Consider the following 25,350-nt stretch of genomic DNA (forward strand, 5'->3'; position numbering starts at 1 on the left):
ATTCGCATAGGAGATTGCAGCATGTGGTATTTCGCCTGGATTCTCGGTGTCGGCCTGGCCTCCACCGCCGCCATCCTCAACGGCATGTGGTTCGAGGCGCGCGAGGGCACCGCCCCCGACGCCGCCGACTGAAATTTTTTCGCAAAGGATCTTGCCGAATGCGGGTGACCCCCGTATCATGTGCGGCTCCTTCGGGGTGTAGCTCAGTCTGGTAGAGCGCTACGTTCGGGACGTAGAGGTCGCAGGTTCGAATCCTGTCTCCCCGACCAGTTTTACGGTCACAAGAAGCCTGGAAAACGTCAGTTTTCCGGGTTTTTTTGTGTCTGCGGCAAACCCCTGCGGACGCGGCTGGCGCTGGCGGCGCGAGGCCTGCGGCGGTGAACGCGGGGCGTCCGCTAGTCGTTGGTGAATGCGACCCGGACGTCGCCCCGGCCCAGTGCCTGCGCCAGCGCAGTCGGGTCGTCGACACGTCCCAGCCGCGTGTAGGAATAGGCGGAACCGAAGCTCGCATAGAACACGACCAGCGTCTGCGCGCCGTAGAGCATCAGGTCGCCGGCATGGATCGTGCCTGGCCGGCGCGGAGCCGCCGGCAGCGGCTGCGGCAGTTCGGCGTGTTTCTCGTTGCCGTTGAGCTCGGCCATGTCCAGCACCAGCGGCAACTGCGCGGCGAACGCGCGGGCGGCCGTGTTGTCGGCCAAGGCGATGGCGAAACGGCGATCGCCGACGGTCATCCACATGCGTGCGTCCTCCGGAGTGATGGATGCCGCGGCGGCCGCGGGCGGCGCCGCCTCCGCGCGCATGCCGGCCGCAAAAGCGCCGAGTGCCGGCAAGCCGACCAGCAGTATCGGCCAGCGCAGTGCCCGGCGTCGCCTGCGATGCCCGGCGCCGTTGCCGGCGACGGGCCGCTGCGCGCCGGGCCTCGCCTCGCCATCGTCTGGTTGCCGGGTCATGGCCATGGCGCCGACCTGCGGCGATCGCGCCGGCTCATGCGCCGCGCGCCGCGTTCGCGCGCGATGCGCGCCAGGTCAGCGCGGCCGCGAGCAGCAGCAGCGCGGCGCTGGCCACGAAGGTCGCCGCGTAGCCATTGCGATCGAACAGCATGCCGCCGATGGTCGAGCCCAGGGCGATGGCCAACTGGATCACCGCCACCATCAAGCCGCCGCCGGCCTCGGCGTTGCCGGGCAGCACCCGCGCGATCCAGTTCCACCATCCCACCGGCGCAGCGGTGGCCAGCAATCCCCACAGTCCCAGCAATGCGGCCACGGCAGCGACGCGCGCGCCGAATGCAATCAGCAGCAAGGCGATCGCCGCCATCAGCAGCGGAATCGCGATCAAGGTGCGATACAGGCCGCGCTCGAGCGCGACGCCGACGAGCGTGGTACCGACGAGACCGGCCACACCGATTCCGAGCAGAAGCAGCGACAGCGTGGGCACGTTCGCCAGCGTCACGGTTTCCAGGAACGGGCGCACGTAGGTGAACAACGCGAACTGCCCCATGAAGAACGCAGCGCAGGCCGCCATGCCCAAGGCGACCGCTCGGTGCCGAAGCAACACGAACACGTTGCGCGCGCCTGCCGCGCGCGCCGCGGCCATGGCCGGCAGGCTGGCCCACTGCCAGGCGAACGCGAGCGCCGCCACCGGCACCAGGCACAGGAACGCGCCGCGCCAGCCGATCACCGCGCCCAGGTAGCTTCCGAGCGGGGCCGCGACCACCGTGGCCAACGCGTTGCCGCCATTGAAGATGGCCAGGGCACGCGGCACCTGCGCGGGCGGCACCAGGCGCATCGCGGTCGCGGCCGACATGGACCAGAAGCCGCCGATCACCACGCCGATGAGCGCGCGGCCGGCCATGTAGATCGGATAGTTCGGGGCCAGCGCGACCACCGCGCCGGACACCGCCATCAGCCCGGTCAGCGCCAGCAACAGGCGCTTGCGGTCCATGGCGCCGGCCAAGGCGGGAATGGACAGGCTGGTGAGCACCGCGAACGCACCGGAGATGGCGATGCCATAGCCGGCCAGGCCTTGGCTGACATGCAGATCGGCGGCCATCGGCGTCAGCAGGCTTACCGGCATGAACTCCGACGCGATCAGCGCGAACACGCACAGCGCCATCGCGCACACGCCGCCCCAGTGCGCAGGCTGCGGCGTGGCGTCGCGCGGCCCGGGTCCTGCACTTGCCTGCAGCGGCGCACTCACCGCGCTGCGCCCTGGCGGCAGCGGCCAGCTGCATGCCTGAGTGCGGTCGGCGGCAGCGCCGGATGGCGCGGGCGATTCGTCATGCGTGCGCTCACGGCGCGCCCAGGTGCTGCTTGAAGAAGGATGTCAGCTTGTCGAACGGGATCAGGTCGGTGCGGTCGTAAAGATCCACGTGGCCGGCGCCCTTCACCCAGTACAACTCCTTCGGCTGCCCCGCCAGGCGGAACGCGTCCTCGCTGAACTCCTTCGAGTGCGCCTGGTCGCCGGCGATGAACAACATCGGCCGCGGCGCGATGGTCTCAATGTCGGCGAACGAATAGAAGTTCATGAACTTGACGTTGCTGGTCAGGGTCGGATGCGTGGTGAGCGCAGGCGAAGAGCCCGCCGGGGTGAACTCGCCGCGTGCGGTTCGGTAGAAGTCGTAGAACTCGCGCTGGATCGGATGCGTCCGCGCATCGAGCGCATGCACCGTGCCGCCGGTGTACTCGGCCTTCCCGCCGCTGAATTCCACGTCGCGCTGTCGCGCCGCGGCGGCGATGATCTGCTTGCGTTGCTCGAGGGTCTGCGCGTGATTCAACCCATCGCGGTTGGCGGCGCCCATGTCGTACATGCTCACGGTGGCGATGGCCTTCATGCGTGGGTCGATCTTGGCCGCGCTGATGACGAAGCTGCCGCTGCCGCAGATGCCGAGCACGCCGATGCGCTCGCGGTCCACGAACGCCTGGCTGCCGAAATAATCCACCGCCGCGCTGAACGCCTCGGCATAGAGGTCCGGCAGCACAGCGTTGCGTGGCTGGCCCTGGCTCTCGCCCCAGAACGACTGGTCGATCGCCAGGGTAACGAAGCCCTGCTCGGCCAGCTTCTGCGCATAGAGGTTCGAACTCTGCTCCTTCACCGCGCCCATCGGGTGTCCGACGATGATCGCCGGATAACGGACGCCGCCCTTGCGCTGCTTGGGCACGAACAGGTTGCCCACGATCGTCATCCGGTACTGGTTGCGGAAGGAGACCTTTTCCGCGGTCAGCGTGTCGCTCTTGTAGAAGTTGTTCGCGCCATTGGCCATGTCTTGTCCCATCGCAGTGGATGCGCTGGCCGCCAGGGCCAGTATCAGCAGCAGTCGTTTCATCTGTCTCTCCGGTCAGGCGGCCAAGGTGGCGTTGTCGATGACGAAGCGATACTTCACATCGCCCTGCAGCATCCGCTCGTAGGCGGCGTCGATCTGGTCGGCGCGGATCAGTTCGATGTCGGCGACGATGTCGTGCTCGGCGCAGAAATCCAGCATCTGCTGGGTCTCGGCAATGCCGCCGATCATCGAGCCGGCCAGAGTGCGGCGCTTCAGGATCAGGTTGAACACCGCCGGCGACGGGTGCGGGCTGGCCGGCGCGCCGACCAGCACCATCGCGCCATCGCGCTTGAGCAGGGCCAGCAACGCGTCCAGATCGTGCGGCGCGGCGACCGTGTTGACGAGCAGGTCGATACTCTGCGCATGCGCCGCCATCTCCTGCGCATTGCGCGACACCACCACCTCGTCGGCGCCCAATGCGAAGGCGGCGTCGCGCTTGGCATCGGAAGTGGTGAACGCGACGACATGCGCGCCCATCGCGTGGGCCAGCTTCACGCCGACGTGGCCGAGCCCGCCGATGCCGACCACGCCCACCTTCTTGCCGGGGCCGGCGCCCCAATGGCGCAGTGGCGAATAGGTGGTAATGCCCGCGCACAGCAGCGGCGCCACCGCCGCCAGTTGCCGTGCCGGGTGGCGGATGCGCAGCACGTAGTGTTCGTGGACCACGATCTGCTGCGAATAGCCGCCCAGGGTGTGGCCGGGCGCGTCGGCGGTCGGGAAGTTGTAGGTTCCGGTCATGCCGTCGCAGTAGTTCTCCAGCCCGTTGTCGCACTCCTCGCAGTGCCTGCAACTGTCGACGATGCAGCCGACGCCGACCAGATCGCCGGGCTGGAAACCGGCGACATGCGCGCCGACCGCTGCGACCCGGCCCACTATCTCGTGGCCCGGCACGCACGGGAACCGGGTGCCGGCCCATTCGCCGCGCGCCTGGTGCAGGTCGGAATGGCAGATGCCGCAGAACGCGATGTCGATGCGCACGTCGTGCGGGCCGGGGGGACGGCGCGCGATCCGCATCGGCTCGAGGGGCTGGTCGCCGGCGTGGGCGCCGTAGGCGTTGACGGACATGGTGGGGTTCCGGTGAGAAGGGAGGATGGCCATTGTCGGCACACCGCACCCGGCTGATAAGATGATTAATCCTTGCACCCCCTATTAGCCCAGCTAATCAATCGAACTGTCAGACTCGACCCATGGCACGACGCAACCTCAACGACCTGCTGGCCTTCGTCACCGTCGCCCGGGAAGGCAGCTTCACCCGCGCCGGCGCGGCGCTGGGCGTCAGCCAGTCGGCGCTCAGCCAGGCGATCAAGGCGCTGGAAACGCGGCTGGAGATCCGCCTGCTCACGCGTACCACGCGCAGCGTCTCGCCCACCGCGGCGGGCCAGCGCCTGCTGCAGGCCATCGGCAACCGCTTCGACGAGATCGAGTCGGAACTGGACGCGCTGACCGCCCTGCGCGACAAGCCCGCCGGGATCGTGCGCATCACCAGCGGCGACCACATCCTGCACACCACCCTGCTGCCCAAGCTGACCCCGGTGCTGCAGCGCTACCCGGACGTGCAGATCGAATTCGATGTCAGCTACGGCTTCCGCGACATCGTCGCCGACCGTTTCGATGCCGGCGTGCGCCTGGGCGAAAGCCTGGACAAGGACATGATCGCGATGCCGATCGGCCCGCCGCTGCGCATGGCCGCGGCCGCGGCGCCGGCCTACTTCCAGCAGCGACCGGTGCCCAAGCTACCGGGCGACCTGACCCAACACCGCTGCATCAACATCCGCTTCCCCACCCATGGCGGCATCTACGTGTGGGAGTTCGAGCGGCGCAACCGGCAGGTGAACGTGCGGGTCGAAGGCCAGGTGATCTTCAACACCTCGCCGCCGATCGTGCGCGCCGCGCTGGATGGACTCGGCATCGCGTTCCTGCCCGAACAGGAATTCGCACCCCATCTCGAAGACGGGCGCCTGGTGCGGGTGCTGGAAGACTGGTGCCCGCCGTTCTCCGGCTACCACCTCTACTACCCCAGCCGCCGCCAGCACTCGCCGGCGTTCTCGCTGGTCCTGGACGCACTGCGTCTGTGAGCCGGGTGCGCGGCGGCGCGATACGGCATGCCGCGCACACGGAATGCGCCGGCTTCGCCGGCGCTGCACACCCGCACGACCGCCCTGCAGCGGCGCTCAGCGCACCGGCAGACTGATGTAGCTCGCCTGCTGCGGCGTATGCCAGATGCGCTGCGTGGCCTTCTGGTAATCGCCCGGCTTGGCGAAGTAGATATTGGGCACGTAGGTCTGCGGATTGCGGTCGTACAGCGGGAACAGGCTGGATTGCACCTGCACCATCACCCGGTGGCCACGCTGGAAGGTGTGGTTGGCGGTGGGCAGGCCGAAGCTGTAGGCCAGCGGCTGGTTCGGCGCGATCGGCTTGGGCGTTTCGAAGCTCTCGCGGTAGCGGCCGCGGAAGATCGCCATCGACACCGCCAGTTCGTAGCCGCCCAGCTTCGGATCGGAGGCCATCTCGTCCGGGTAGACGTCGATCAGCTTCACCACCCAGTCGCTGTCGCTGCCGCTGGTGGAGGCCTGCAGGTGCACCTCGGGCACGCCGGCGATGCTGAGCGGCGCATCCAGCGGTTCGCTGACGAAGGTCAGCACGTCCGGGCGGCCGTCGACGAAGCGCTGGTCGTGCACCAGCCAGCTGGTCCACATGTCGCGATCGCCGAAATCGACCGGGCGCGGCACGAACGGCACCGGCTTGGCCGGGTCGGACACGTATTCCTCGTAATCGCCCTGCCCGGCCGTGGGCGCGTCGAACGACAGCGTGCCGCCGGCGGCCAGGTACAGCGGCTTGCTGCGTGACGCGCAGCCCTGCGCGCAGCTGCGCGGCCAGGTCTGCAGGCGATCCCAGTGGTTCTCGCCGGTGTTGTAGATGAACACCGGCGGGGTGTCGGCCTTGGCCGCGCCGTCGACCAGGTACTGGTCGAAGAACGGCTTGAGCACGTCGCGGCGGAACTGCAGCGCGGTGTCGCCGTCGAACTTCAGCGCGCCCAGCGCCGAGCCGTCGTAGTTGACCTGGCTGTGCCGCCACGGCCCCATCACCAGGTAGTTCCTGTCGTTGCCGGTGTCGCGCGGTTCCATCGCCTGGTAGCTGTGGATCGCGCCCCACATGTCCTCCTGGTCCCACAGGCCCTGCAGCCACATCGTCGGCACCTTCAACGGGGTGCGCGCCATCACCTTGTCCAGCGCCTGCTGCTGCCAGAAGCTGTCGTAGGCCGGATGCTCGGTGAGCTTGTGCCACCACGGCAACTGCTCCAGGCCCGCGGCCTTGGCGTAGTCGCCGGCCGAGCCGGCGCGCAGGAAGTTGCTGTAGTCGTCGTGGCCGTGGCGCGGGATGCCGCTGCCCTTGCCGCGCTGGGTCAGCTGGCCGGTGAAGTAGTCGAAGTTGACCTGGCGGAACGCGCCGTAGTTGAGCCAGTCGTCGCCCATCCAGCCGTCGATCATCGGGCTTTCCGGCGCGGCCACCTTCAGCGCCGGGTGCGGATCGGTCAGCGCCATGACCACGGTGAAGCCCTCGTAGGACGAGCCGATCATGCCGACCTTGCCGTTGGACTCGTGCACGTTCTTGACCAGCCAGTCGATGGTGTCCCAGGCATCGGTGGCGTGGTCCACCTTGCTGCCGTTGAGCGGCCCGCGCAGCGGCCGGGTCATCACGTAGTCGCCCTGCGAACCGTACTTGCCGCGGATGTCCTGGAACACGCGGATGTAGCCGCCGTCGACGAACACCTCGTCGCCCTGCGGCAACAGGTCGCGCATATGCGGCGAGGCCATGCGGCTGGCGCGGCCGCTGGCGTCGTAGGGCGTGCGCGTCAGCAGCATCGGCGCATGCTGCGCGCCCTTGGGCAGCACGATCACGGTGTGCAGCTTGACCCCGTCGCGCATCGGGATCATCACCTCGCGCTTGACGTAGTCGTTGGCCTCGGTCGGCGCGACGAAGGCCTTGCCGGTGATGTCGGGCGTCATCGGCGCGGTCTGCGCCTGGGCGGCGGCGGCCAGCGCGGCGGCAACGACGGTGACGAGCAAGCGGGCGGCGATGGGACGCATGGAACCTCCGGGCAGTGAGACGGCGACTGTAGGCGCAACCGCGGCCCGGGCGGAAGTGTCGGCGCGCCGCAGACGGCCCGGCGTGTCCGCACGGGGGTCGCGGTGCGCATGCGTCAGGACACGGAAATGGCGGGATCCGGAGCGGGAACGGCCATGCGACCGCCAACGCTCCGGTCAGTTGCGGACATGCCTGGCGCCATCGGCGCCACCGCACCGGAAACCGCACGCGATAGCTTCCCTGCGGCGCGCACGGCAGGTACAACGATGCTTCTGCCCATCGCCGCAACCGCGTGCGGGGCGCCGGCGAGACCCACACGATGAGCGACTCCGAGCACGCGCCCGGCCATGCGGCGCGCCGCGCGTTCCTGAAACAGGGCGGCGCCCTGGCGGCCATGCTGCCGTTGCTGGGCCTGCCCGCATTCGGCCGTACGCTGGCCGCGCCGCTGCGCCCGGCCCGCTCGCCGCTGGTGCCGCCGGCGCAGGCGCTGCGGATGCGCTACGCCAGCGCGGCCAACGAGGCCGACGTGTTGCGGCAAGGCCTGCCGATCGGCAACGGCCGGCTCGGCGCCCTGGTCGGCGGCGCGCCCGACCGCGACTTCCTGTACCTGTCCGATGCCAGCCTGTGGACCGGCGGGCGCAACGACGTGCTCGACGCGCAGGGCCAATTTCCCTACGAGAAGGACAACTTCGGCAGCTTCGTGATGCTGGCCAAGCTGTATCTGGAACTGGACGGACACGCGCCGGCGCAGCTGCGCGACTACGCACGCGAGCTGGACCTGAGCAACGGCTGCATGCGCGTGCACTACGCGCTGGGCTCCGCGCAGTTCACCCGTACCGTGTTCGCCAGCCATCCCTACGACGCCCTCGTGATCCAGCTCGAGCAGCGCGGGGGCGGCCGCCACAGCGGCCGGCTGCGACTGGTCAGCGCGCACGCCGCACCGGTGCAGGGCGATGCGAGCGGGCAGCTGGGATTTTCCGGCGCATTGGCCAACGGCCTGCGCCATGGCGCGCACGTGCAGTTGATCGCCACCGACGGCAACGTGGAACTGCACGGCGACACGCTGCACTTCCGCGACTGCAGCGCGCTGCGCATCGTGGTGTGCGGCGGCAGCAACTACGTGCCCGACCTGGCCAGGAACTGCCGCGACCCGGACCTGGATCCGCAGGCCCTGGCGCGGCAACGTTGCGAGGCGGCGGCCAGGCTCGCGCCCGAGGCGCTGCTGTACACCCACGTGGCCGACTACCGCGCCCTGTTCGACGGCATGCAGGTGGATCTGGGCCGCTCCAGCCCGGCGCAACGCAAGCTCGACCTGTGGGAGCGGCTGCAGGCCCGCGCCGCGGCCGACACGCCCGACCCCGAACTGGAAGCGCTGTACCTGCAGTTCGGCCGCTACCTGACCATCGCCGCCTCGCGCGACGCGCTGCCGATCAACCTGCAGGGGCTGTGGCTGGAGAACAACGATCCGCCGTGGATGAGCGATTACCACAGCGACGTCAATCTGCAGATGAACTATTGGCTGACCGACGCGGCCGGGCTGGCACCGTGCTTCGACGCCCTCGCCCGCTACTGCCTGGCGCAGCTGCCGGCATGGACGCAGATCACCCAGGCGCACTTCAACGACCCGCGCAACCGCTTCCGCAACACCTCCGGCAAGGTCGCCGGCTGGGCGGTGGCGTTCTCGACCAATCCGTTCGGCGGCAGCGGCTGGTCCTGGCACCCGGGCGGCAACGCCTGGCTGTGCGACAGCCTGTGGCAGCACTACGAATACACCCAGGACCGCGCCTACCTGGCGCGGATCTATCCCTTGCTCAAGGGCGCCTGCGAGTTCTGGCAGGCGCGGCTGATCGAGCTGGAGGTGACCGGTGCCGATGGCCGCCCGCAGCGGCGCCTGGTCGACGATCACGACTGGTCGCCCGAGCACGGCCCGGAAGACGCGCGCGGCATCGCCTACGCGCAGGAGCTGGCCTGGAACCTGTTCGGGCAATACCGCCAGGCCAGCGCGCTGCTCGATCGCGATGCGGCCTATGCCGCGACCGTCGCCGAGCTGCAGCGGCGCCTGTACCTGCCGGAAATCAGTCCGAGCAGCGGGCAACTGCAGGAATGGATGTCGCCCGACGACCTGGGCGAGGCGCACCACCGCCACCTGTCGCCGCTGATGGGCCTGTACCCCGGCCATCGCCTGCATCCGGACCTGGCCCCACCGGAACAGGTCGCCGCGGCACGCAAGCTGCTGGAAGCGCGCGGCATGCACAGCTTCGGCTGGGCCTGCGCCTGGCGTGCGCTGTGCTGGGCGCGGCTGGGCGAGGCCGAGCGCGCCTATGCGCTGGTCGCGACCAACCTCAAGCCGTCGATCGTGCACAGCAACGGCACCGCGCCGAACTTCTTCGACATCTACGACCTCAGCCAGCATGGCGACCCCACCCTGGGCGGCGTGTTCCAGATCGACGCCAACTTCGGCACGCCCGCCGCGATGCTGGAGATGCTGCTGTACTCGCGGCCCGGCCATATCGCGCTGTTGCCGGCGCTGCCGAAGGCCTGGGCCGAACGCGGCCGGGTCACCGGCATCGGCGCGCGCGGCGGCTTCGTGGTGGACCTGGAATGGCGCGACGGCAAGGCCACGCGGATCGCGCTGCGCAGCGTCGGCGGTACCCGCACCGAGATCGCGTTCAACGGCACGCGGCGCACGGTCGAGTTGGCGAAAGGCGGGCGTTTGCAGGTGTTGTGAGCGTTTAGAGGATGACAGCATTTGTAGGAGCGGCTTCAGCCGCGACGGGCCTTCCCAGGAAAGCCCGTCGCGGCTGAAGCCGCTCCTACAGCAGCACGCATTCCCGGTTCGACGCGGGATGCGTCAGTGCCGCACCTGCCCCTCGCCGCGCACCACGAAGCGCTCCACTGTCAGCGCTTCCAGGCCCATCGGACCGTAGGCGTGCAGGCGCGTGGTGGAGATGCCGATCTCCGCGCCCAGGCCGAGTTCGCCGCCGTCGGAAAAGCGCGAGGAGGCGTTGACCATGACCACCGCCGCGCGCAAGGCCTGCACGAACGTCTCGGCGTTGGCCGCATCGGCGGTGGCGATGACTTCGGTGTGGTCCGAGCCGTAGTGGCGGATGTGCGCGATCGCCGCGTCCAGGTCCGGCACCACCCGGATCGCCAGGATCAGGTCGAGGTATTCGGCGGCATAGTCGGCGTCGCTGGCCGCGTCGATGTCCGGCAACAGGTCGCGGCTGGCGTCGTCGCCGCGCAGGGCCACGCCGCGTTGCTGCAGCGCCTGCGCCGCCAGCGGCAGGAAGCGTGCCGCGACGTCGGCATGCACCAGCAGCGTTTCCAGCGAATTGCACGCGGCCGGGCGCGTGGTCTTGCCGTCCACCAGCAGCTTCACCGCCAGCTCCAAGTCCGCCGAGGCGTCCACGAACAGGTGGCATACGCCCTTGTAGTGTTTGATCACCGGCACCCGCGCGTGTTCGGCGACGAAGCGGATCAGGCCCTCGCCGCCGCGCGGGATCGCCAGGTCGACGATGTCGTTGAGCTGCAGCAGTTCCAGCATGGTCTCGCGGCGCAGGTCCTCCACCAGGGTCAGCGCGTCCTCGCCGATCCCGGCCTCGCGCAGCGCGCGCCGCAGCGCGGCGGCGATCGCGGTGTTGGAATGGATCGCCTCCGAGCCGCCGCGCAGGATCACGCCGTTGCCGGCCTTGATGCACAGCGCCGCGGCGTCGGCGGTAACGTTCGGGCGCGCCTCGTAGATCATCGCGATCACGCCCAGCGGCACCCGCACCTTCTGCACGCGGATGCCGTTCGGGCGCACGTCGTCGCGGGTGACCTGGCCGACCGGATCGGGCAGCGCCGCCACTTCGCGCAACGCCGCGGCGACGCCCGCCAGGCGCTTGCCGTCCAGCGCCAGCCGGTCGAGCATCGCGCTGCCGACGTCCCTGGCCCGCGCCGCCTCCAGGTCGCGCGCATTGGCGGCGAGGATCGTCTCCGCATCCGCCTCCAGCGCCGCCGCCATCGCCTCCAGCAAGGCCTGCTTGGCCGCCGAGGACAACTGCGCCAACGCCTGCGCGGCATCGCGGCATTGCAGGGCTTGGGATCGGATCGTGCTCATTGATGGTTCCAGTGGTTAGGCGGGACTCGGGACTCGAAAAGGCTGCGCGAGCGGCGGGAATCGTCAAGCTGTCGGGCGAAACACGTCGAAACATTTGCGCGATCGCTGCAACGACGCAACGCGATTCCCTTTCGCGCGACGTCGCACCAGTCTCGCGCGCTTACACCGAGTCCCGAGTCCCGAGTCCCGAATCCCGGCTCCCGAATCCCGAGTCCCGAATCACCACCAGATCGTCGCGGTGAATCACATTCTCTCCATAGCTGTACCCCAGGATCGACTCGATGTCGCGCGAGTGGCGGCGGGCGATGCGGCGCACGTCGGCGGCCGAGTACTGGCTGACGCCGCGCGCCAGGCAGCGGTCGCCGTCGGCGTCGCGCAGGCGCACTTCGACCATGTCGCCGCGGCGGAAGTCGCCTTCGGCGCCGGCCACGCCGCCGGGCAGCAGCGAGGCGCCCTTGTCGGCCAGCGCGGCGGCGGCGCCGGCGTCGACCAGGATCGCGCCGGGTTCGACCGGCACCTGGCGCAGCCAGTACTTGCGCGCGGCGATGCGGGTGCGCGCGGGATGGATGCGGGTGCCGCGCAGGCGGTCCTGGGCCAGGCCGCGCACCACCTCGGCGCTGCGGCCGTTGAACAGATAGGTCTCGATGCCGGCGGCGCCGGCCTTGGCCGCGGCCTCCAGCTTGGTGTGCATGCCGCCGGTGCCGACGCGGCTGCCGCTGCCGCCGGCCATCGCCAGCACCGCCGAGGTCAGCTCCGGTACGTCGTCCAGCGGCTGCGCCTGCGGGTCGCTGCGCGGATCGGCGGTGTACAGGCCGTCGATGTCGGTGGCGATGAACAGCGCGTCGGCATCGACCAGCGCGGCGACGATCGCCGCCAGGTTGTCGTTGTCGCCGAGCTTGAGTTCGTCCACCGACACGGTGTCGTTCTCGTTGACCACCGGCAGCGCGCCCAGCCGCAACAGCTCGCCCAGGGTGGCGCGCGCGTTGAGGTAGCGGCGGCGGTTGCGCAGGTCGTCGTGGGTCAGCAGCACCTGCGCCACCGGGCGCTCGAAGAAGCGCTGCCACAGCGCGATCAGCTGCGCCTGGCCGAGCGCGGCCAGCGCCTGCCGCGCGGCAATCGCCGCGCCGGCCTCGGCGGCCCGCGGCAGGATCGCGCGGCCGGCGGCGACCGCGCCGGAGGACACGATCACCAGTTCGCGGCCGGCCGCCAGGTTGGCCGAGACGAACTGCGCCAGCCCCAGCGCATAGCGCGGCGACAGCCCGCCGCCATCGGCGGCGAGCAGGCTGCTGCCGACCTTCAGCACCGCGCGCCGCCACGGCGGCAGCGCCTGCTCGACGAACGCCGATGCGCCAGCGATCACGACGCTCATCGCGGCCGCGCCCGGCTCATTGCGCGTTCCATGCATGCACGCTCAGTTCGGACGCGTCCTCGATCGCCAGCGGATCCTCGGCGACGATCGCCCGCGCCTGCTCCAGGCTGGCGACGTTCTTCAGCAGATAGGCGCCGCCGCTGCCGTCGCCGAAACCGCCGGCCAGTTCCAGCAGCCCGCGCGCGCGCAACGCGGCGAGAAAATCGCGGTGCGGCTGGACCACCGACGGCGGAAAGTCCGGCTTGCGCATCGCCATCACCAGGTACAGCGTCATCCTGCTTCTCCTCGATCGACTACGTCACCATCGGGCCGGCGTGGCCGCCCGCCCTTCCCGCACCGCCTGCCAGCGGCCGCTACCGACACTAACGCACCACAGCCGTGCGTGTCGCCGCGAAGTAGCGCAGCAGGCGCCGCATCTTGTCCTGCGCCGCAGCGTCGCCGCCCTCCTCGTCCATCCAGCTGGCGTCGGCTTCGGGATGCGGGCCGGTCAGCAGCACCGTGCCGGCACCATAGCCGTAGCGGGCCATGGCCACATCGCCGTTGCGGTAGTGGGCGATCGGCGCATAGCCCGATGCGGTCTTGCCGGTGAAATACGGACCGTCCTGATAGTAGAAGCGTTCCAGCGTCCCGTCCCAGCGCACATCGACCGTATGGTCGCCTTCGTCGTCGATGCCCGAACCCGGACGCCCGACCTCCGATTGCAGCGCTACGTCGACCAGCCCGATCCAGTCGCGGTCGGCGAGATAGGCGCCCATGCACAAGCCGAGGAAGCCCTTGCCGCTGCGCACGAACGCCCGGATCGCGCTGGCGCCGTCGTCGCCGATGGCGGCATAGGCGGCAGGAATGTCCTGCCCGCCGCCGGGTTGGATGTACAGGTCGAAGCCGCTCAGCGTGCGCGCGTTCACCTTGAGCGGCTCGCGCTCGCCGACATAGGCGAGTTCGAGATCCAGGCCGCTTCCCTGCAACGACTTCACCACCATTTCCGAACAACCGCGGCAACCGGCCTTGCCCCGGTACACCGCCACCTTCAGCGCGTCGCCGGCTGCCGCCTGCGACGGCAGGGACAACGCCAGCAGCAGCGGCAACAGCAACGTCGCCAGCGCGGCCCAGCGATGGCGCTTGGGTCCCTGCGGCAGCGCGGTCGATCGGTCCATGCATCCTCCTTCCGGTGCAACCCGTAAATCCGGCGTGGCAGCGTACGGCCTGGGCCGTGCCGGCCTCAGCCGGCCAGCGCGTCCCAGCGCGATTGCAATTCCGCCAGCCGCAGGTCGGCGGCGGCACCGGGCGAGACCCGCGCGGCCAGGCTGCCTTCCGGCGTGCGCCCCTGCCCTGCGCTGGCCGCCGACGCGGCGGCGGCCTGGTAGGCCTCGCGGAACGGCACGCCGGCCAGCGCCGCCTCGACCGCCACATCGGTGGCGTACATGCCCGAGTCGATCGCCGCGCGCAACTTGTCCTCGCGCCATTCCAGGTTGGCCAGCAACGCCGGCAGCAGCTCCAGCGCGGCCAGGCCGCGGCCGAAGCCGTGGAAGATCGCGCCCTTGCTGCTCTGCAGGTCGCGGTGGTAACCGGACGGCAGCGACAGCAGCTGCTCGATCTCGGTGCGCGCCGCGGCCACGCTGGCGTGGGTGGCGCGCATCAGTTCGATCACGTCGGGATTGCGCTTGTTGGGCATGATCGAACTGCCGGTGGTGTACTGCGCCGGCAAGGCGACGAAACCGAATTCGCCGCTGGTGAACAGCGACAGGTCCCAGGCCAGCCGGCGCAGGTCCAGGGTCGCGCTGCCCAGCGCTTCCAGCGCGGCCATCTCGAACTTGCCGCGCGACAGCTGCGCGTAGATGGGAGAGACCTGCATGCGCGCGAAGCCGAGCGCGGCGGTGGTGTGCTCGCGGTCGAGTTTCAGATTGACGCCGTAGCCGGCGGCGGTGCCGAGCGGGTTGGCGTCGATCAGGCGCAGCGTGTCGTGGGCGCGGATCGCATCGTCGATGAAGGCCTCGGCCCAGCCGGCCCACCACATGCCCGCCGAGGACACCACGGCGCGCTGGATATGGGTGTAGCCCGGCAGCGGCAGCGCCTGCTCGGCCTGCGCGCGGTCCAGCGCGACCTTGGCGATCTCGCGGCTCAGCTGCGCCAGTTGCGCCAGCCGTTCCTTCAGCCACAAGCGGGTGGCAACCAGGATCTGGTCGTTGCGGCTGCGCCCGGTGTGGATCTTGCGGCCGGCGTCGCCCAGGCGCTCGGTGAGCCGCGCCTCGATCGCCGAATGGCCGTCCTCGAAGCGCTCGTCGAGCACGAACGCGCCGCTGCGGAAATCCTCGGCCAGGATCGCCAGTTCGCGCTGCAGCCCGGCCAGTTCGTCGGCCGACAGGATGCCGATGCGCTGCAGGCCTTCGGCATGCGCGCCGCTGGCGGCGATGTCGTGCAGGAAGAACTCGCGGTCCAGGATCACGTCGTCGCCGGCCAGGAAGGCCTGGATCTTGGCATCGACGGCGACGCCGGGTTTTTGCCACAACAAATTGGTCATGAGGGGTCCTTTTGCCGGGACCCGGGACTCGGGACTCGGGACTCGGAGAAGCAAAAGCATCTGCTCTTGCCGTTCCGAGTCCCGAGTCCCGAGTCCCCAGTCCCGATGGTGTCACATGGGAATCGAGGTCAGCTCGTCCAGCCCCAGCGCCAGATTGAGATTCTGCATCGCCTGCGTCGCCGCGCCCTTGAGCAGGTTGTCCAGGGTCGCCACCACCACCAGGCGCTTGTTGCCCGGGGCCAGGGTGAAGCCGCCGATCTGCACGCCGTGCCTGCCGGCGATGCGGCTGACCCACGGGGCTTCATCGAGCACTTCGATCAACGGCTCGCCGGCGTAGCGCTCGCGGTAGCGGCGCTGGATCGCGTCCAGCGCCAGCGGTTGCTGCAGCCACAGGTTCACGGTCATGGTGATGCCGCGAAAATGCGGCGCCACGTGCGGCATGAACTCCACCGGCACGCCCAGGTGCGTGGACACTTCGCGCTCGTGCATGTGGTCGGTCAGCGCGTACGGCATCAGGTTGTCGCGCAGCAGCTCGGGGTTGTTCTTGTCCGATGGCGTGGTGCCGGCGCCGGAGTAGCCGGACACGCCGAAGCACTGCGGCGGCCCGGCCAGCTGGTCGAGCAGCGGCGCGATCGCCAGCTGCATCGCGGTGGCATAGCAGCCGGGATTGCTGATCCGCTTCTGCCCGGCATAGCGGCCGCGGGTCAGTTCCGGCAGGCCGTAGTACCAGCCGGGATCGAAGCGGTAGTCGGCCGACAGATCGACGACGATGGTCTCGGCCGCCGCCGCATCCAGCGCCGCGACGTAGGGCGCCGCCTTGCCGTTGGGCAGCGCCAGCACCACCGCCGCGGCACCCTTGGCCGCGACCGCATCGGCATCCAGATTTTCGTAGCGCAGCTCGCCCTGGTAGTCCGCGCTGTGCTCGGCCACGCGCTGGCCGGCCAGTTCGCGCGAGGACACGAAGGCCAGGTGCAGGTGCGGATGCGCGGCGACAAGCTTGATCAGTTCGGCGCCGGTGTGGCCGCGCGCGCCGACGATGCCGACGCCGTAGGTCTTGGGGGAAGTCATGTATGCGAGTCCAGGCGGAACTGCAGGTGGCGTTTCACCCCGGCCCATTCCGTATCGATGATGGAGAACACCACGGTATCGCGCGGCGTGCCGTCGGGGTGGCGCTTGTGGTTGCGCAGCACCCCGTCCTGCTTGGCGCCGAGCCGGGCGATGGCCGCGCGCGAGGTGTGGTTGAACCAGCTGGTCTCGAAGCCGACGCTGATGCACTGCAGGGTCTCGAACGCGTACTGCAGCAGCATCAGCTTGACCTCGGTGTTGACCCCGCTGCGCTGCACCCGCGGCGCGTACCAGGTGTAGCCGATCAGCAGCGTCGGCACCTCGGCGTCCAGCCCGTAGAAGCGCGTGCTGCCGACGACGTCGCCGGCCGCATCGCGCACCGCGAACGGCAGCACGCGGCCCTGCGCCTGCACGTCCAGCGCGGCGGCCACGTAGCCGTCGACCTTGTCCGCAGCCGGCACGCTGGTGTACCACAGCCGCTCCAGGCCGCTGCCGTGCAAGGCCGTGCGCAACGCGTCGGCGTGCGCTGCCCGCAACGGTTCCAGCGACGCATGCCTACCCTGCAGGCTCGGCACCTCGCGCCACAGCGTAGGCAGCAGGTCCATGCTCATCGCGATCAGCCCAGCAAGGTCGGCGTGCGGGTGGCGCAATGCGCCACGCAGTGCTGGATCTGCTCGAAGTTCTCCAAGCCGTACCAGAACACCTTCCACTTCTCCTGCTTGAAGCAGCCGTCGGATTCGGCGTAGTAGAAGATGTTGACCTGGTTGTTGTGGCGCGAGCGCCAGAACAGCTGCGGCGTTTCCTCGCGCATCACGTTCCACACCGCGCGGCCCAGGCCTTCGCCCTGTGCGTCGTCGAGCACCGCGAACTTGTCCAGGTAGGTGTAGCCGTCCTCGTTGGTCAGGATCACCGCGGCGCGGTAGTTCTCGCTGACGTAGGCGCGCAGCAGCCGGGTCTTGTCGAAATAGTCCGGCACCAGGGTGCGGCCGAAGCTGGATTCGATCAGCGACTTCAGCCGCTGCGTGTCCAGCTCGCCCCACGCCGTGGCGCGCAGCACCTTCTCGCCGCGCCGCACCAGCGTGCCCGAGCCCTTGTGGGTGAACAGTTCCTTGGCCAGGTCGGCCGGGCGCGTGATCGACACCGACGATTCCAACGGCAGGCGGTCCAGCAGATCCTTGATCTGCTCGATCTTGACCCGCATGCCGCCGTTGATCCACGGCTGCTGCATCAGGTGCGCGTACTCGGTGGACAGGTTGATCGAATCGATCACCTTGCCCTCCTCGTCGAGCAGCCCGCCGGTGCCGGTGAGGAAGATGATCTTGTACGGCTGCAGTTCCTGCACCAGTTCGTTGGCGGCGAAATCGGCGTTGATGTTGAGGATCTGGCCGCTCGGGGTTTCGCCCAGGCTGGTGATCACCGGGATCGAGCCGGCCTGCAGGCTGGCCTCGATCGGCGCCAGGTTCACCGCCTTGACCTCGCCGACCAGGCCGTAGGTGTCGCGATCCAGGTACTGCGCCTCGAACACGCCGCCGGTGATCGAGGTGGCGCGCGCGCCGTTCTGCTGCAGCGCTTCGACCAGTTTGAGGTTGGAGGCCTGGAACACCTTGCGCACGATCGCCAGCGCTTCCGGCGAGGTCACCCGCAGGCCGTTGACGGTCTGCTTCTCGATGCCGGCGGCCGACAGCTCCGCATCCAGCTGCGGACCGGCGCCGTGCAGCACGATCGGGGTCAACCCGACTTCCTGCAGGAACGACAGCGAGGAGGTCAGCGCCTCCAGATCGTCGCGCAGCACCGCGCCGCCGACCTTGACCACGGCGAAGCGCTTGGCGTCCAGCTGCGAAAAGCGCTTGAGGTACTGGCTGATCTCCTTGGCGCTGGCCATGCTCGAGAGCAGGCGGACGATGGTCTGGCGGGTTTGCTTGTTGGCGTGCATGGCGGTGATGGCGGTTCCGTGATCCGGGATGGAAGGGCCGTGGCCCCGGCGGCGCGCGCTCAGCGCACGCCGTTGATGATGCGGTCCACCGAGGTGGCGTAGCGCTGCAGCTGCTGCAGCGTCACGAACTCGTCGGCGGTGTGCGCCTGGGCGATGTCGCCCGGGCCGTAGACCAGCGCGGTGTAGCCGCCGGCCGAGAACAGCGAGGCCTCGGTCCAGAAGTCCACCGCATTGCCGATCGGCAGGTGCAGCGCATCGGCGACGTCGCGCGCGGCCAGGCGCTTGTCCTCGGCGCGGGCGATCTCTCCGGAGGGCAGGCTCGGCCCGCGGAAGGTCTCCTCGAAGTGCGCGGCGGCCGGATCGGCGAAACCGGCGAAGGTCGCCAGCAGCACGTCCACGTCCATCGACGGCAGCGGCCGGAAACCGAACCGCAGCTCCGCCGCCGGCGCGATCATGTTGGCCTTGATCCCGCCCTCGACCCGGCCGATGTTGAAGCGCAGGCCGGTCAGGCCGCCGAAGCGCGCATGCGCCAGCGACTCGACATGGTCCAGGGCCTTGCCGCCCCAGCGCATCGCCTGGTGCAGCGCGCTGGCCGACGGATCCTGCTTGCCCGACGCATGCCCGGCGCGGCCGGCGAAGCGCATCAGTACCGAGCTGATGCCGCGATGCGCCAGTACCGCTTCGCTCATCGTCGGCTCGGCCACCAGCACCGCCTCGTAGGGAATGCGGCGTTGCAGGAACGCGGCGATGCAGCGCGGATCGTTGGCTTCCTCGTCGCTGGAGAACAGGAACGCGGCATCGCCATCGCCGGCATTGGCCGCCGCGACCAGCGCCGCGGCCGCGCCCTTGATGTCGCACACGCCCAGGCCGATCACCCGGTCGTCGGTCCGCCGCATCAGGTGCGGGTCGGCGCTCCAGTGCGGCGAGTCCGGCACCGTGTCCAGGTGCACGTTGAACAGGTACTGGGGCGCGCCGCGCACCGCGTACAGGCTGACCGCCCCGGCGCCGTGGTCGATCACCTCGACCTGGAACCCGGGCAGCTGCGCGCGCAGGTAGTCGAAGATGCCGCCGGTGCCGATCGCGCGCGGCGGATTGCGGGTGTCGAAGGACACCAGCTGGTGCAGGTGCGCGAGGGTGGGTTCGAGCAGATCGGTCATGGCGGGTCAGGCAGCCGTGGCGCTGGTGCGGTAGAGGTCGGGATAGGCGATTTCCATCAGCGACTGCGGCCGCGCCGGCGCGGCGAAGCCGTGCCGGGCGTACAGCGCATGCGCGTCGGAGGTGGCGAGCATGAAGCGGCGCAGGCCCTGCAGCTGCGGGTGGGCCATGATCGCCGCCACCAGCTGCTTGCCGTAGCCGCGGCCGCGGTACGCATCGAGCACGAACACGTCGGCCAGGTAGGCGAAGGTCGCCCCGTCGGTGATCACGCGCGCGAACGCCACCTGCCCTGCGCCCTCGACGTAGCCGCCGAAGCACAGCGAGCCGGCGATCGCCCGCTGCACCGTGTCCAGCGGGATGCCCAGGCACCAATAGGCCTGTTCGCTGAGGAAGCGATGGATCAGCGGCAGATCCAGTTCCTGCTTGTCGATGCTGATGCGCAGTGCGTGCATGGGTTCCATCAAGCCAGTTCCTTCTCCCACCGGGAGAAGGTGCCCCGAAGGGGCGGATGAGGGTACGGGCGAAGCCTAGTGAATCGAATTTCGCGCGAGCGGGTGAAGGTGCGGGGAAGCTTGCAGGTCGAAATGTTGCGAGGCTTCGCCCGCACCCTCACCCCAACCCCTCTCCCGAAGGGAGAGGGGCTCTATCCTCAGCGGTTGACCTGCGCGTACAGCGTGGAGCTCATCCCGAACAGCTTGATGAAGCCTTCCGCCTCGGCCACGCCCCAGTCCGCCGACTGCGCGTAGGTCGCGCCCTTGGCGTTGAGCAGGTGCGGCGACTTCACCGCCACCGCATCGACGCGGCCGCCGCGGGTTTCCAGCGTGACTTCGCCGTTGACCTTGGCCTGCGAGGAATCCAGGAACGCCTCCAGGTCGGTCTTCAACGGATCGTGGTAGAAGCCTTCGTAGACCAGCTCCACCCACTTGCGCGCCACCTCCGGCTTGAAGCGGTTCTGCTGCTTGGTCAGCACCGCATCTTCCAGCGCGCGATGCGCGGCCAGCAGCGCGATCAGGCCCGGCGCCTCGAACACGATGCGGCCCTTCAGCCCGATCACGGTGTCGCCGGTGTACATGCCGCGGCCCACGCCGTACGGAGCGAACAGCTTGTTGAGCTTGGCCAGCAGCTTGGCGCCTTCCAGCGGCTTGCCGTCCACCGCCACCGCTTCGCCGCGCTCGAACTTCAAGGTCACCGTCAGCGGCTCGATCGGCCACGCGCTGCGCGGCGCGCACCAGCCGCGGGTGCCCTCGCCCGGCGCTTCCCAGCGGTCGATCTCGCCGCCGGACATGGTCACGCCCAGCAGGTTCTCGTTGATCGTGTACGCCTTCTGCTTGGCGCGCACGCCGAAGCCGCGCTCCTCCAGATACTTCTGCTCGTAGGCGCGGGTCTGGGTGTGCTCCTTCTGGATCTCGCGGATCGGCGCGACGATCTCGTAGTCGCCCAGCGCCTTGACCGCCAGGTCGAAGCGCACCTGGTCGTTGCCCATGCCGGTGCAACCGTGCGCGATGATCTTGGTGCCCAGCTCGTCGGCGCGCTTGAGCGCGGCATCGACGATCAGGTACCGGTCGGACACCAGCAACGGGTACTGGCCCTGATAGCCCTCGCCGGCCCACACGAACGGCTTGACGAAGCCGCTCCAGATCGCCGGGCCGCCATCGACGGTGACGTGGCTGGCCGCACCCAGCTCGGCGGCGCGCTTCTCGATGAAGTCGCGCTCCTCGTCGTCCACCCCGCCGGTATCGGCGAACACCGTGTGCACGGCGTAGCCCTTGGCCTGCAGATAGGGAATGCAGAAGCTGGTGTCCAGGCCGCCGGAGAAGGCCAGGACGATGTCCTTGGTGCCGGGAATGGGGAGTGGGGAATCGGGAATGGAAGAAGCAGTGCTCATGGTTGTTTCCTTATCACGCGTAAAAGTGGGGGCTAACGCTGTTGCTGTACCGATTCTCTATTCCCGTTTCCCTATTCCCGCTTGCGAAGCAAGCGCCGCCATGATCGCCTTCTGCACATGCAGCCGGTTCTCGGCCTCGTCGATGGCGATGCAGTTCGGCGAATCCATCACCGCGTCGGTGGCCTTGACGTTACGGCGCAGCGGCAGGCAGTGCGAGAACACGCCGTTGTTGGTCAGCGCCATCTTGCGCTCGTCGACGATGAAGTGCTGGTACTGGTCGCGGATCGGCTTCTCCGGCGCCCAGTTGCCGAAGAACGGCAGCGCGCCCCAGCTCTTGGCGTAGACCACGTCGGCGCCGGCGTAGGCGCTGTCGATGTCGTGGCTGACCTGCAGCGAGCCGCCGCTCTCGGCCACGTTCTGCGCCGCCCAGTCCATGTAGCGCTGGTCCAGCACGTAGTCCGGGGTCGGGCACAGCAGGGTCACGTCCATCCCCAAGCGGGTGGCGATGGTCAGCGCCGAATTGGCCACCGCGGTGTTCAGCGGCTTGGGATGGTAGGTCCAGGTCAGCACGTACTTCTTGCCGCGCAGGTCCTGGGTGCCGAAATGCTCCTGCAGCGCCAGCGCATGCGCCAGCTCCTGGCACGGGTGGGTGATGGTCTCCATGTTGATCACCGGCACCGGCGAGTACCTGGCGAAGCTCTTCAGCACCAGGTCCTCGCGGTCCTTGGACCAGTCCACGAACTTCGGGAACGCGCGTACCCCGATCAGGTCGACGTAGCGGCCCAGCACCCGCGCCACCTCGGCGATGTGCTCCTCGGTGTCGCCATCCATCACCGTGCCCAGGTCGAACTCGATCGGCCACGCGTCCTTGCCCGGCTGCAGCACCACCGCATGCCCGCCCAGCTGGAACGCGCCCAGTTCGAAGCTGGTGCGGGTGCGCATCGACGGGTTGAAGAACACCAGCGCGATCGACTTGCCCTTCAGCTCGCTGCCCAGCCTGTTGCGCTTGAACAGCGCGGCCTGGGTCAACAGCGCGTCCAGCTCGGCCCGGCTCCAGTCCTGGGTGTTCAAGAAGTGCTTCAGAGACATCGATCCATCCTTTGCTGCGTGGAGCCACCGCGGCGGTGGCGTGCGCGGGACGCGCTGTAGTTCTTTACGGGTGAAACCTTTCCGGGGTATGAAAACGAAAAAACCCAGCCTCGGGCTGGGTTTTTCAGAACGAACGGCACAGCGCTCCGGTTACCCAGCCAGGATGTGGGATTCCGGTCGACGCGCGCGCGACGTCATGCCCGAAGCCATGCGTGCGGCGCTGAGATCGTGCTGGGGCAGGTTCGCTTTCATCGGCGCGCATCCTCGCACGCGCACGCCGCAGGCGCAAGCGCGCGCGCTCATCGCGGCGGCACCACGACCGCGTCGGGCACGTACGGCGCCACCGACACGCGGATGCGCAGCCGGTTGCCCGGATCCTCCGGCAGCCGCGAGCGGTACTTGGTGCCCTTGTAGACATAGTCCACGTCGTAGGCGATCGGACGCCGGAACTCGCGGCCGACCTCGACGGTGCGGCAATTGCGCCCGCTCGACGCCGGCGCCGGCGCGGCGGCCGGCGCCGGTGCCTCTTCGTGGCGGCGGCTGAAGATGTCCTTGACCGAATCCATCAGCCGGTTCAGGCGGCTGTCGTCCTCCGGCTTGGCCGGCGCCGGGGTCGGGGCCGGCGTCTGCACCGGGTCGCATTGCTGTTCGGTGCGGGTGGCGCGCAGGGTCTGGTAGACCGGCTCCACGTTCAGCACCTGCGCGTAGTCGAGCTTGACGTTCTCGATCACCACCACGCGGTTGCGCGCCTCGCTGTCCTGCGCCCAGGCCGGCGCGGCGCATGCGAACAGGCCGACCAGCGGCAACAACAGGTACGGACGCATCGGCACCGGGCTTCGAAGGACAGATCGATCAGTGTAGGCATCGCAGCTTGCGTCGGGCTGAACGCAAGCCTACGGCCCCGTGGCCTGTCCCGGCCTGTCCCGGACAGCTCCATTTCCGGGCGCAGTTCGCACCGATTTCGTGCGTATGCCGACAAGAAAGCGCTAGGAAGACGACACCTGCGATGGCGCGGCGGCCGGCGCGCGCAAGCGCGGTTCTTCGGGTCGGGCCAGGCAGGTCGCCAGCCGGCGCGGTGCGACTGGACCTGGCCATGTCCGTCGTACGGCGCGCCGCCGCCCGCTGGCGACCCGGCGGACACGACGCGGCCCAGCCCGGAAGGGATGAGACGCCCTGGGCCGCTGCCGGTAGAATCGCAAGGCTTCCCCACGCCCGATGCCGATGAGCCTGCGCCTGCACAACAACCTGACCCGCCGGGTCGATGTCTTCGAACCGCTCGATCCGGTCGCCGGTCCCACGCTGTATGTCTGCGGGCCCACCGTCTACAACTATGCGCATATCGGCAACGCGCGCGGCCCGGTGGTGTTCGACGTGCTGGCGGCACTGCTGCGGCGCCGCTACGGCGCGCTGCGCTACGCGCGCAACATCACCGACGTGGACGACAAGATCAACGCCGCCGCGCAGGCGCAGGGCGTGCCGATCGCCACCATCACCGACCGCTTCGCCGCCATCTACCGGCAGGACATGGCCGCGCTGGGCGTGACCCCGCCGGACCTGGAACCGGAGGCCACCGCGCACATCCCGCAGATCGTGGCGATGATCGAGCGGCTGATCGGCAGCGGCCACGCCTATGCCGCCGAGGGCCACGTGCTGTTCGCGGTGGCCAGCTTCGCCGGCTACGGCAAGCTGTCGCGGCGCGACCCGGAGGAGATGCTGGCCGGCGCCCGCGTCGAGGTGGCGCCGTACAAGCGCGACCCGGGCGACTTCGTGCTGTGGAAGCCGTCCAGCGACGATCTGCCGGGCTGGGACTCGCCGTGGGGCCGCGGCCGTCCCGGCTGGCACATCGAATGCTCGGCGATGGCCGCCGCGCACCTGGGGCCGACCATCGACATCCATGCCGGCGGCGTGGACCTGCAGTTCCCGCACCACGAGAACGAGATCGCGCAGAGCGAATGCGCCCACGGCGGCGCCACCTTCGCCCGGTTCTGGTTGCACAACGGCATGCTCAACTTCAGCGGCGCGAAGATGAGCAAGTCGCTGGGCAACATCGAGACCGTGCACGACCTGATCGCCCGGCATCCGCCGGAAGCGCTGCGCTATGCGTTGCTGAGCGCGCACTACCGGCAGCCGCTGGATTGGTCCGATGCGCTGATCGAGCAGTGCAAGAACACCCTGGACCGGCTGTACGGCACCTTGCGCGACCTGGATGTCTTCGGCTCCCCAGATAACCCAGAACCAATGAAGGAGACGGCCATTCCTGACGAAGTGGAAGCCGCTCTGGATGATGACCTCAATACTCCGCTGGCGTTGTCGGTCCTTGCCAGCATCGCCACCGAGGCACGTGCCGTGCGCAATCAGCTCGCGCACGGTGCCGAACGTTCGGCACACCTTCCTGAATTGCTGGCGCTCCGATCAAAGTTGCTCGGCGCAGGCCTGGCGCTGGGCCTGCTGCAGCAGACGCCCGAGGCCTGGTTCAACCGCGGCGTCGGCGACGGCGACGACGCGCGCATCCAGGCGCTGATCGACGAACGCAGTGCCGCCAAGAAGAACCGCGACTTCGCCCGCGCCGACGCGATCCGCCAGGCGCTGGCCGACGAAGGCGTGGTGTTGGAAGACACCGCGCAAGGCGTGCGGTGGAAGCGCAGCTGAGATTTTCCCTTCTCCCATCGGGACCACGGCCCCCTTTTCGGGGGAAGGTGGCGCGCAGCGCCGGATGAGGGTACGGGCGAAGCAACCGGCGTCGATTTTTCACGAGGCTGCGCCCGTACCCTCACCCCAACCCCTCTCCCGGGGGGAGAGGGGCTTTACCGCTTGATCTTGGATTTGCGATGA

Annotated in this window: 22 protein-coding genes and 1 tRNA gene; 5 read left to right on the top strand and 18 right to left on the bottom strand. The window is 69.1% G+C overall.

What is annotated here, in order from left to right:
• Positions 1–21: 21 nt before the first annotated feature.
• Together cydX and AB8810_RS14730 are read left to right on the top strand one after the other, a co-directional pair.
• Complete coding sequence (gene cydX / locus AB8810_RS14725) at positions 22–132, top strand: cytochrome bd-I oxidase subunit CydX (RefSeq protein WP_206259812.1); 111 nt, start codon at positions 22–24, stop codon at positions 130–132.
• A gap of 60 nt (positions 133–192) precedes the next feature.
• A tRNA-Pro gene (locus tag AB8810_RS14730) sits at positions 193–269 on the top strand.
• Positions 270–395: 126 nt separating this feature from the next.
• Here AB8810_RS14730 and AB8810_RS14735 read toward each other — a convergent pair.
• The 4 genes from AB8810_RS14735 to AB8810_RS14750 form a co-directional block, all read right to left on the bottom strand.
• A complete protein-coding gene (locus AB8810_RS14735; RefSeq protein WP_369914050.1) occupies positions 396–956 on the bottom strand; it encodes a cyclophilin-like fold protein in 561 nt (186 codons plus the stop codon).
• 28 nt (positions 957–984) lie between these two features.
• Positions 985–2,184: an MFS transporter gene (locus tag AB8810_RS14740; protein WP_369916674.1), complete on the bottom strand. Its 1,200-nt coding sequence runs from the start codon at positions 2,182–2,184 to the stop codon at positions 985–987.
• A 103-nt stretch (positions 2,185–2,287) separates the two neighbouring features.
• On the bottom strand, positions 2,288–3,322 hold the full coding sequence (locus AB8810_RS14745) for an alpha/beta hydrolase (protein WP_369914051.1): 1,035 nt from the start codon (positions 3,320–3,322) through the stop codon (positions 2,288–2,290).
• Between the two features lie 12 nt (positions 3,323–3,334).
• Positions 3,335–4,384: an NAD(P)-dependent alcohol dehydrogenase gene (locus AB8810_RS14750; RefSeq protein WP_369914052.1), complete on the bottom strand. Its 1,050-nt coding sequence runs from the start codon at positions 4,382–4,384 to the stop codon at positions 3,335–3,337.
• 122 nt (positions 4,385–4,506) lie between these two features.
• On the opposite strand from AB8810_RS14750, the gene AB8810_RS14755 reads away from it, so the two are divergent.
• Entirely contained in the window at positions 4,507–5,394 is an 888-nt protein-coding gene (locus AB8810_RS14755) for a LysR family transcriptional regulator (protein WP_369914053.1), read from the top strand.
• A 96-nt stretch (positions 5,395–5,490) separates the two neighbouring features.
• On the opposite strand, the gene AB8810_RS14760 is transcribed toward AB8810_RS14755, so the two are convergent.
• On the bottom strand, positions 5,491–7,407 hold the full coding sequence (locus AB8810_RS14760) for a CocE/NonD family hydrolase (RefSeq protein ID WP_179563956.1): 1,917 nt from the start codon (positions 7,405–7,407) through the stop codon (positions 5,491–5,493).
• 317 nt (positions 7,408–7,724) lie between these two features.
• Between AB8810_RS14760 and AB8810_RS14765 the strand changes: the two genes are divergently transcribed.
• Complete coding sequence (locus AB8810_RS14765) at positions 7,725–10,133, top strand: glycoside hydrolase N-terminal domain-containing protein (RefSeq protein ID WP_369914054.1); 2,409 nt, start codon at positions 7,725–7,727, stop codon at positions 10,131–10,133.
• A 123-nt stretch (positions 10,134–10,256) separates the two neighbouring features.
• On the opposite strand, the gene AB8810_RS14770 is transcribed toward AB8810_RS14765, so the two are convergent.
• The 13 genes from AB8810_RS14770 to AB8810_RS14830 all read right to left on the bottom strand — a co-directional run bounded on the left by AB8810_RS14770 (position 10,257) and on the right by AB8810_RS14830 (position 23,342).
• On the bottom strand, positions 10,257–11,504 hold the full coding sequence (locus AB8810_RS14770) for a glutamate-5-semialdehyde dehydrogenase (RefSeq protein ID WP_369914055.1): 1,248 nt from the start codon (positions 11,502–11,504) through the stop codon (positions 10,257–10,259).
• Positions 11,505–11,664: 160 nt separating this feature from the next.
• Positions 11,665–12,873 carry a glutamate 5-kinase gene (proB, locus tag AB8810_RS14775; protein ID WP_369914056.1) on the bottom strand — a complete coding sequence of 403 codons (1,209 nt, stop codon included), beginning with the start codon at positions 12,871–12,873 and terminating at the stop codon, positions 11,665–11,667.
• Positions 12,874–12,889: 16 nt separating this feature from the next.
• A complete protein-coding gene (locus tag AB8810_RS14780; protein WP_179563951.1) occupies positions 12,890–13,147 on the bottom strand; it encodes a hypothetical protein in 258 nt (85 codons plus the stop codon).
• An 88-nt stretch (positions 13,148–13,235) separates the two neighbouring features.
• Positions 13,236–14,027 carry a hypothetical protein gene (locus AB8810_RS14785; RefSeq protein WP_369914057.1) on the bottom strand — a complete coding sequence of 264 codons (792 nt, stop codon included), beginning with the start codon at positions 14,025–14,027 and terminating at the stop codon, positions 13,236–13,238.
• A gap of 65 nt (positions 14,028–14,092) precedes the next feature.
• Positions 14,093–15,391, bottom strand: coding sequence for an argininosuccinate lyase (gene argH, locus AB8810_RS14790; RefSeq protein WP_179563949.1), 1,299 nt, complete (start codon positions 15,389–15,391; stop codon positions 14,093–14,095).
• Positions 15,392–15,502: 111 nt separating this feature from the next.
• Positions 15,503–16,459: an N-acetyl-gamma-glutamyl-phosphate reductase gene (argC, locus tag AB8810_RS14795; protein ID WP_369914058.1), complete on the bottom strand. Its 957-nt coding sequence runs from the start codon at positions 16,457–16,459 to the stop codon at positions 15,503–15,505.
• Positions 16,456–17,067, bottom strand: a complete 612-nt coding sequence (locus AB8810_RS14800; RefSeq protein WP_369914059.1) for a GNAT family N-acetyltransferase — start codon at positions 17,065–17,067, stop codon at positions 16,456–16,458. The genes argC and AB8810_RS14800 overlap by 4 nt, the downstream gene beginning before the upstream one ends.
• Before the next feature lie 5 nt (positions 17,068–17,072).
• The gene (locus AB8810_RS14805) at positions 17,073–18,389 is read right to left on the bottom strand and encodes an acetylglutamate kinase (protein WP_179563946.1); all 1,317 of its coding nucleotides are present in this window, start codon (positions 18,387–18,389) and stop codon (positions 17,073–17,075) included.
• Between the two features lie 59 nt (positions 18,390–18,448).
• On the bottom strand, positions 18,449–19,546 hold the full coding sequence (locus tag AB8810_RS14810) for an acetylornithine deacetylase (protein ID WP_369914060.1): 1,098 nt from the start codon (positions 19,544–19,546) through the stop codon (positions 18,449–18,451).
• Positions 19,547–19,552: 6 nt separating this feature from the next.
• Entirely contained in the window at positions 19,553–20,005 is a 453-nt protein-coding gene (locus AB8810_RS14815) for a GNAT family N-acetyltransferase (RefSeq protein ID WP_191824633.1), read from the bottom strand.
• Positions 20,006–20,193: 188 nt separating this feature from the next.
• On the bottom strand, positions 20,194–21,429 hold the full coding sequence (locus AB8810_RS14820; RefSeq protein WP_369914061.1) for an argininosuccinate synthase: 1,236 nt from the start codon (positions 21,427–21,429) through the stop codon (positions 20,194–20,196).
• Positions 21,430–21,486: 57 nt separating this feature from the next.
• Complete coding sequence (locus tag AB8810_RS14825; RefSeq protein ID WP_206259820.1) at positions 21,487–22,518, bottom strand: N-acetylornithine carbamoyltransferase; 1,032 nt, start codon at positions 22,516–22,518, stop codon at positions 21,487–21,489.
• A 299-nt stretch (positions 22,519–22,817) separates the two neighbouring features.
• Positions 22,818–23,342: a hypothetical protein gene (locus AB8810_RS14830; RefSeq protein WP_369916675.1), complete on the bottom strand. Its 525-nt coding sequence runs from the start codon at positions 23,340–23,342 to the stop codon at positions 22,818–22,820.
• Positions 23,343–23,739: 397 nt separating this feature from the next.
• Between AB8810_RS14830 and cysS the strand changes: the two genes are divergently transcribed.
• On the top strand, positions 23,740–25,167 hold the full coding sequence (gene cysS / locus AB8810_RS14835) for a cysteine--tRNA ligase (protein ID WP_369914062.1): 1,428 nt from the start codon (positions 23,740–23,742) through the stop codon (positions 25,165–25,167).
• The last annotated feature ends 183 nt before the right edge of the window (positions 25,168–25,350 follow it).

It is taken from the genome of Xanthomonas sp. NCPPB 3005, assembly GCF_041228095.2.
Taxonomy (GTDB): Bacteria; Pseudomonadota; Gammaproteobacteria; order Xanthomonadales; family Xanthomonadaceae; genus Xanthomonas_A; species Xanthomonas_A bonasiae.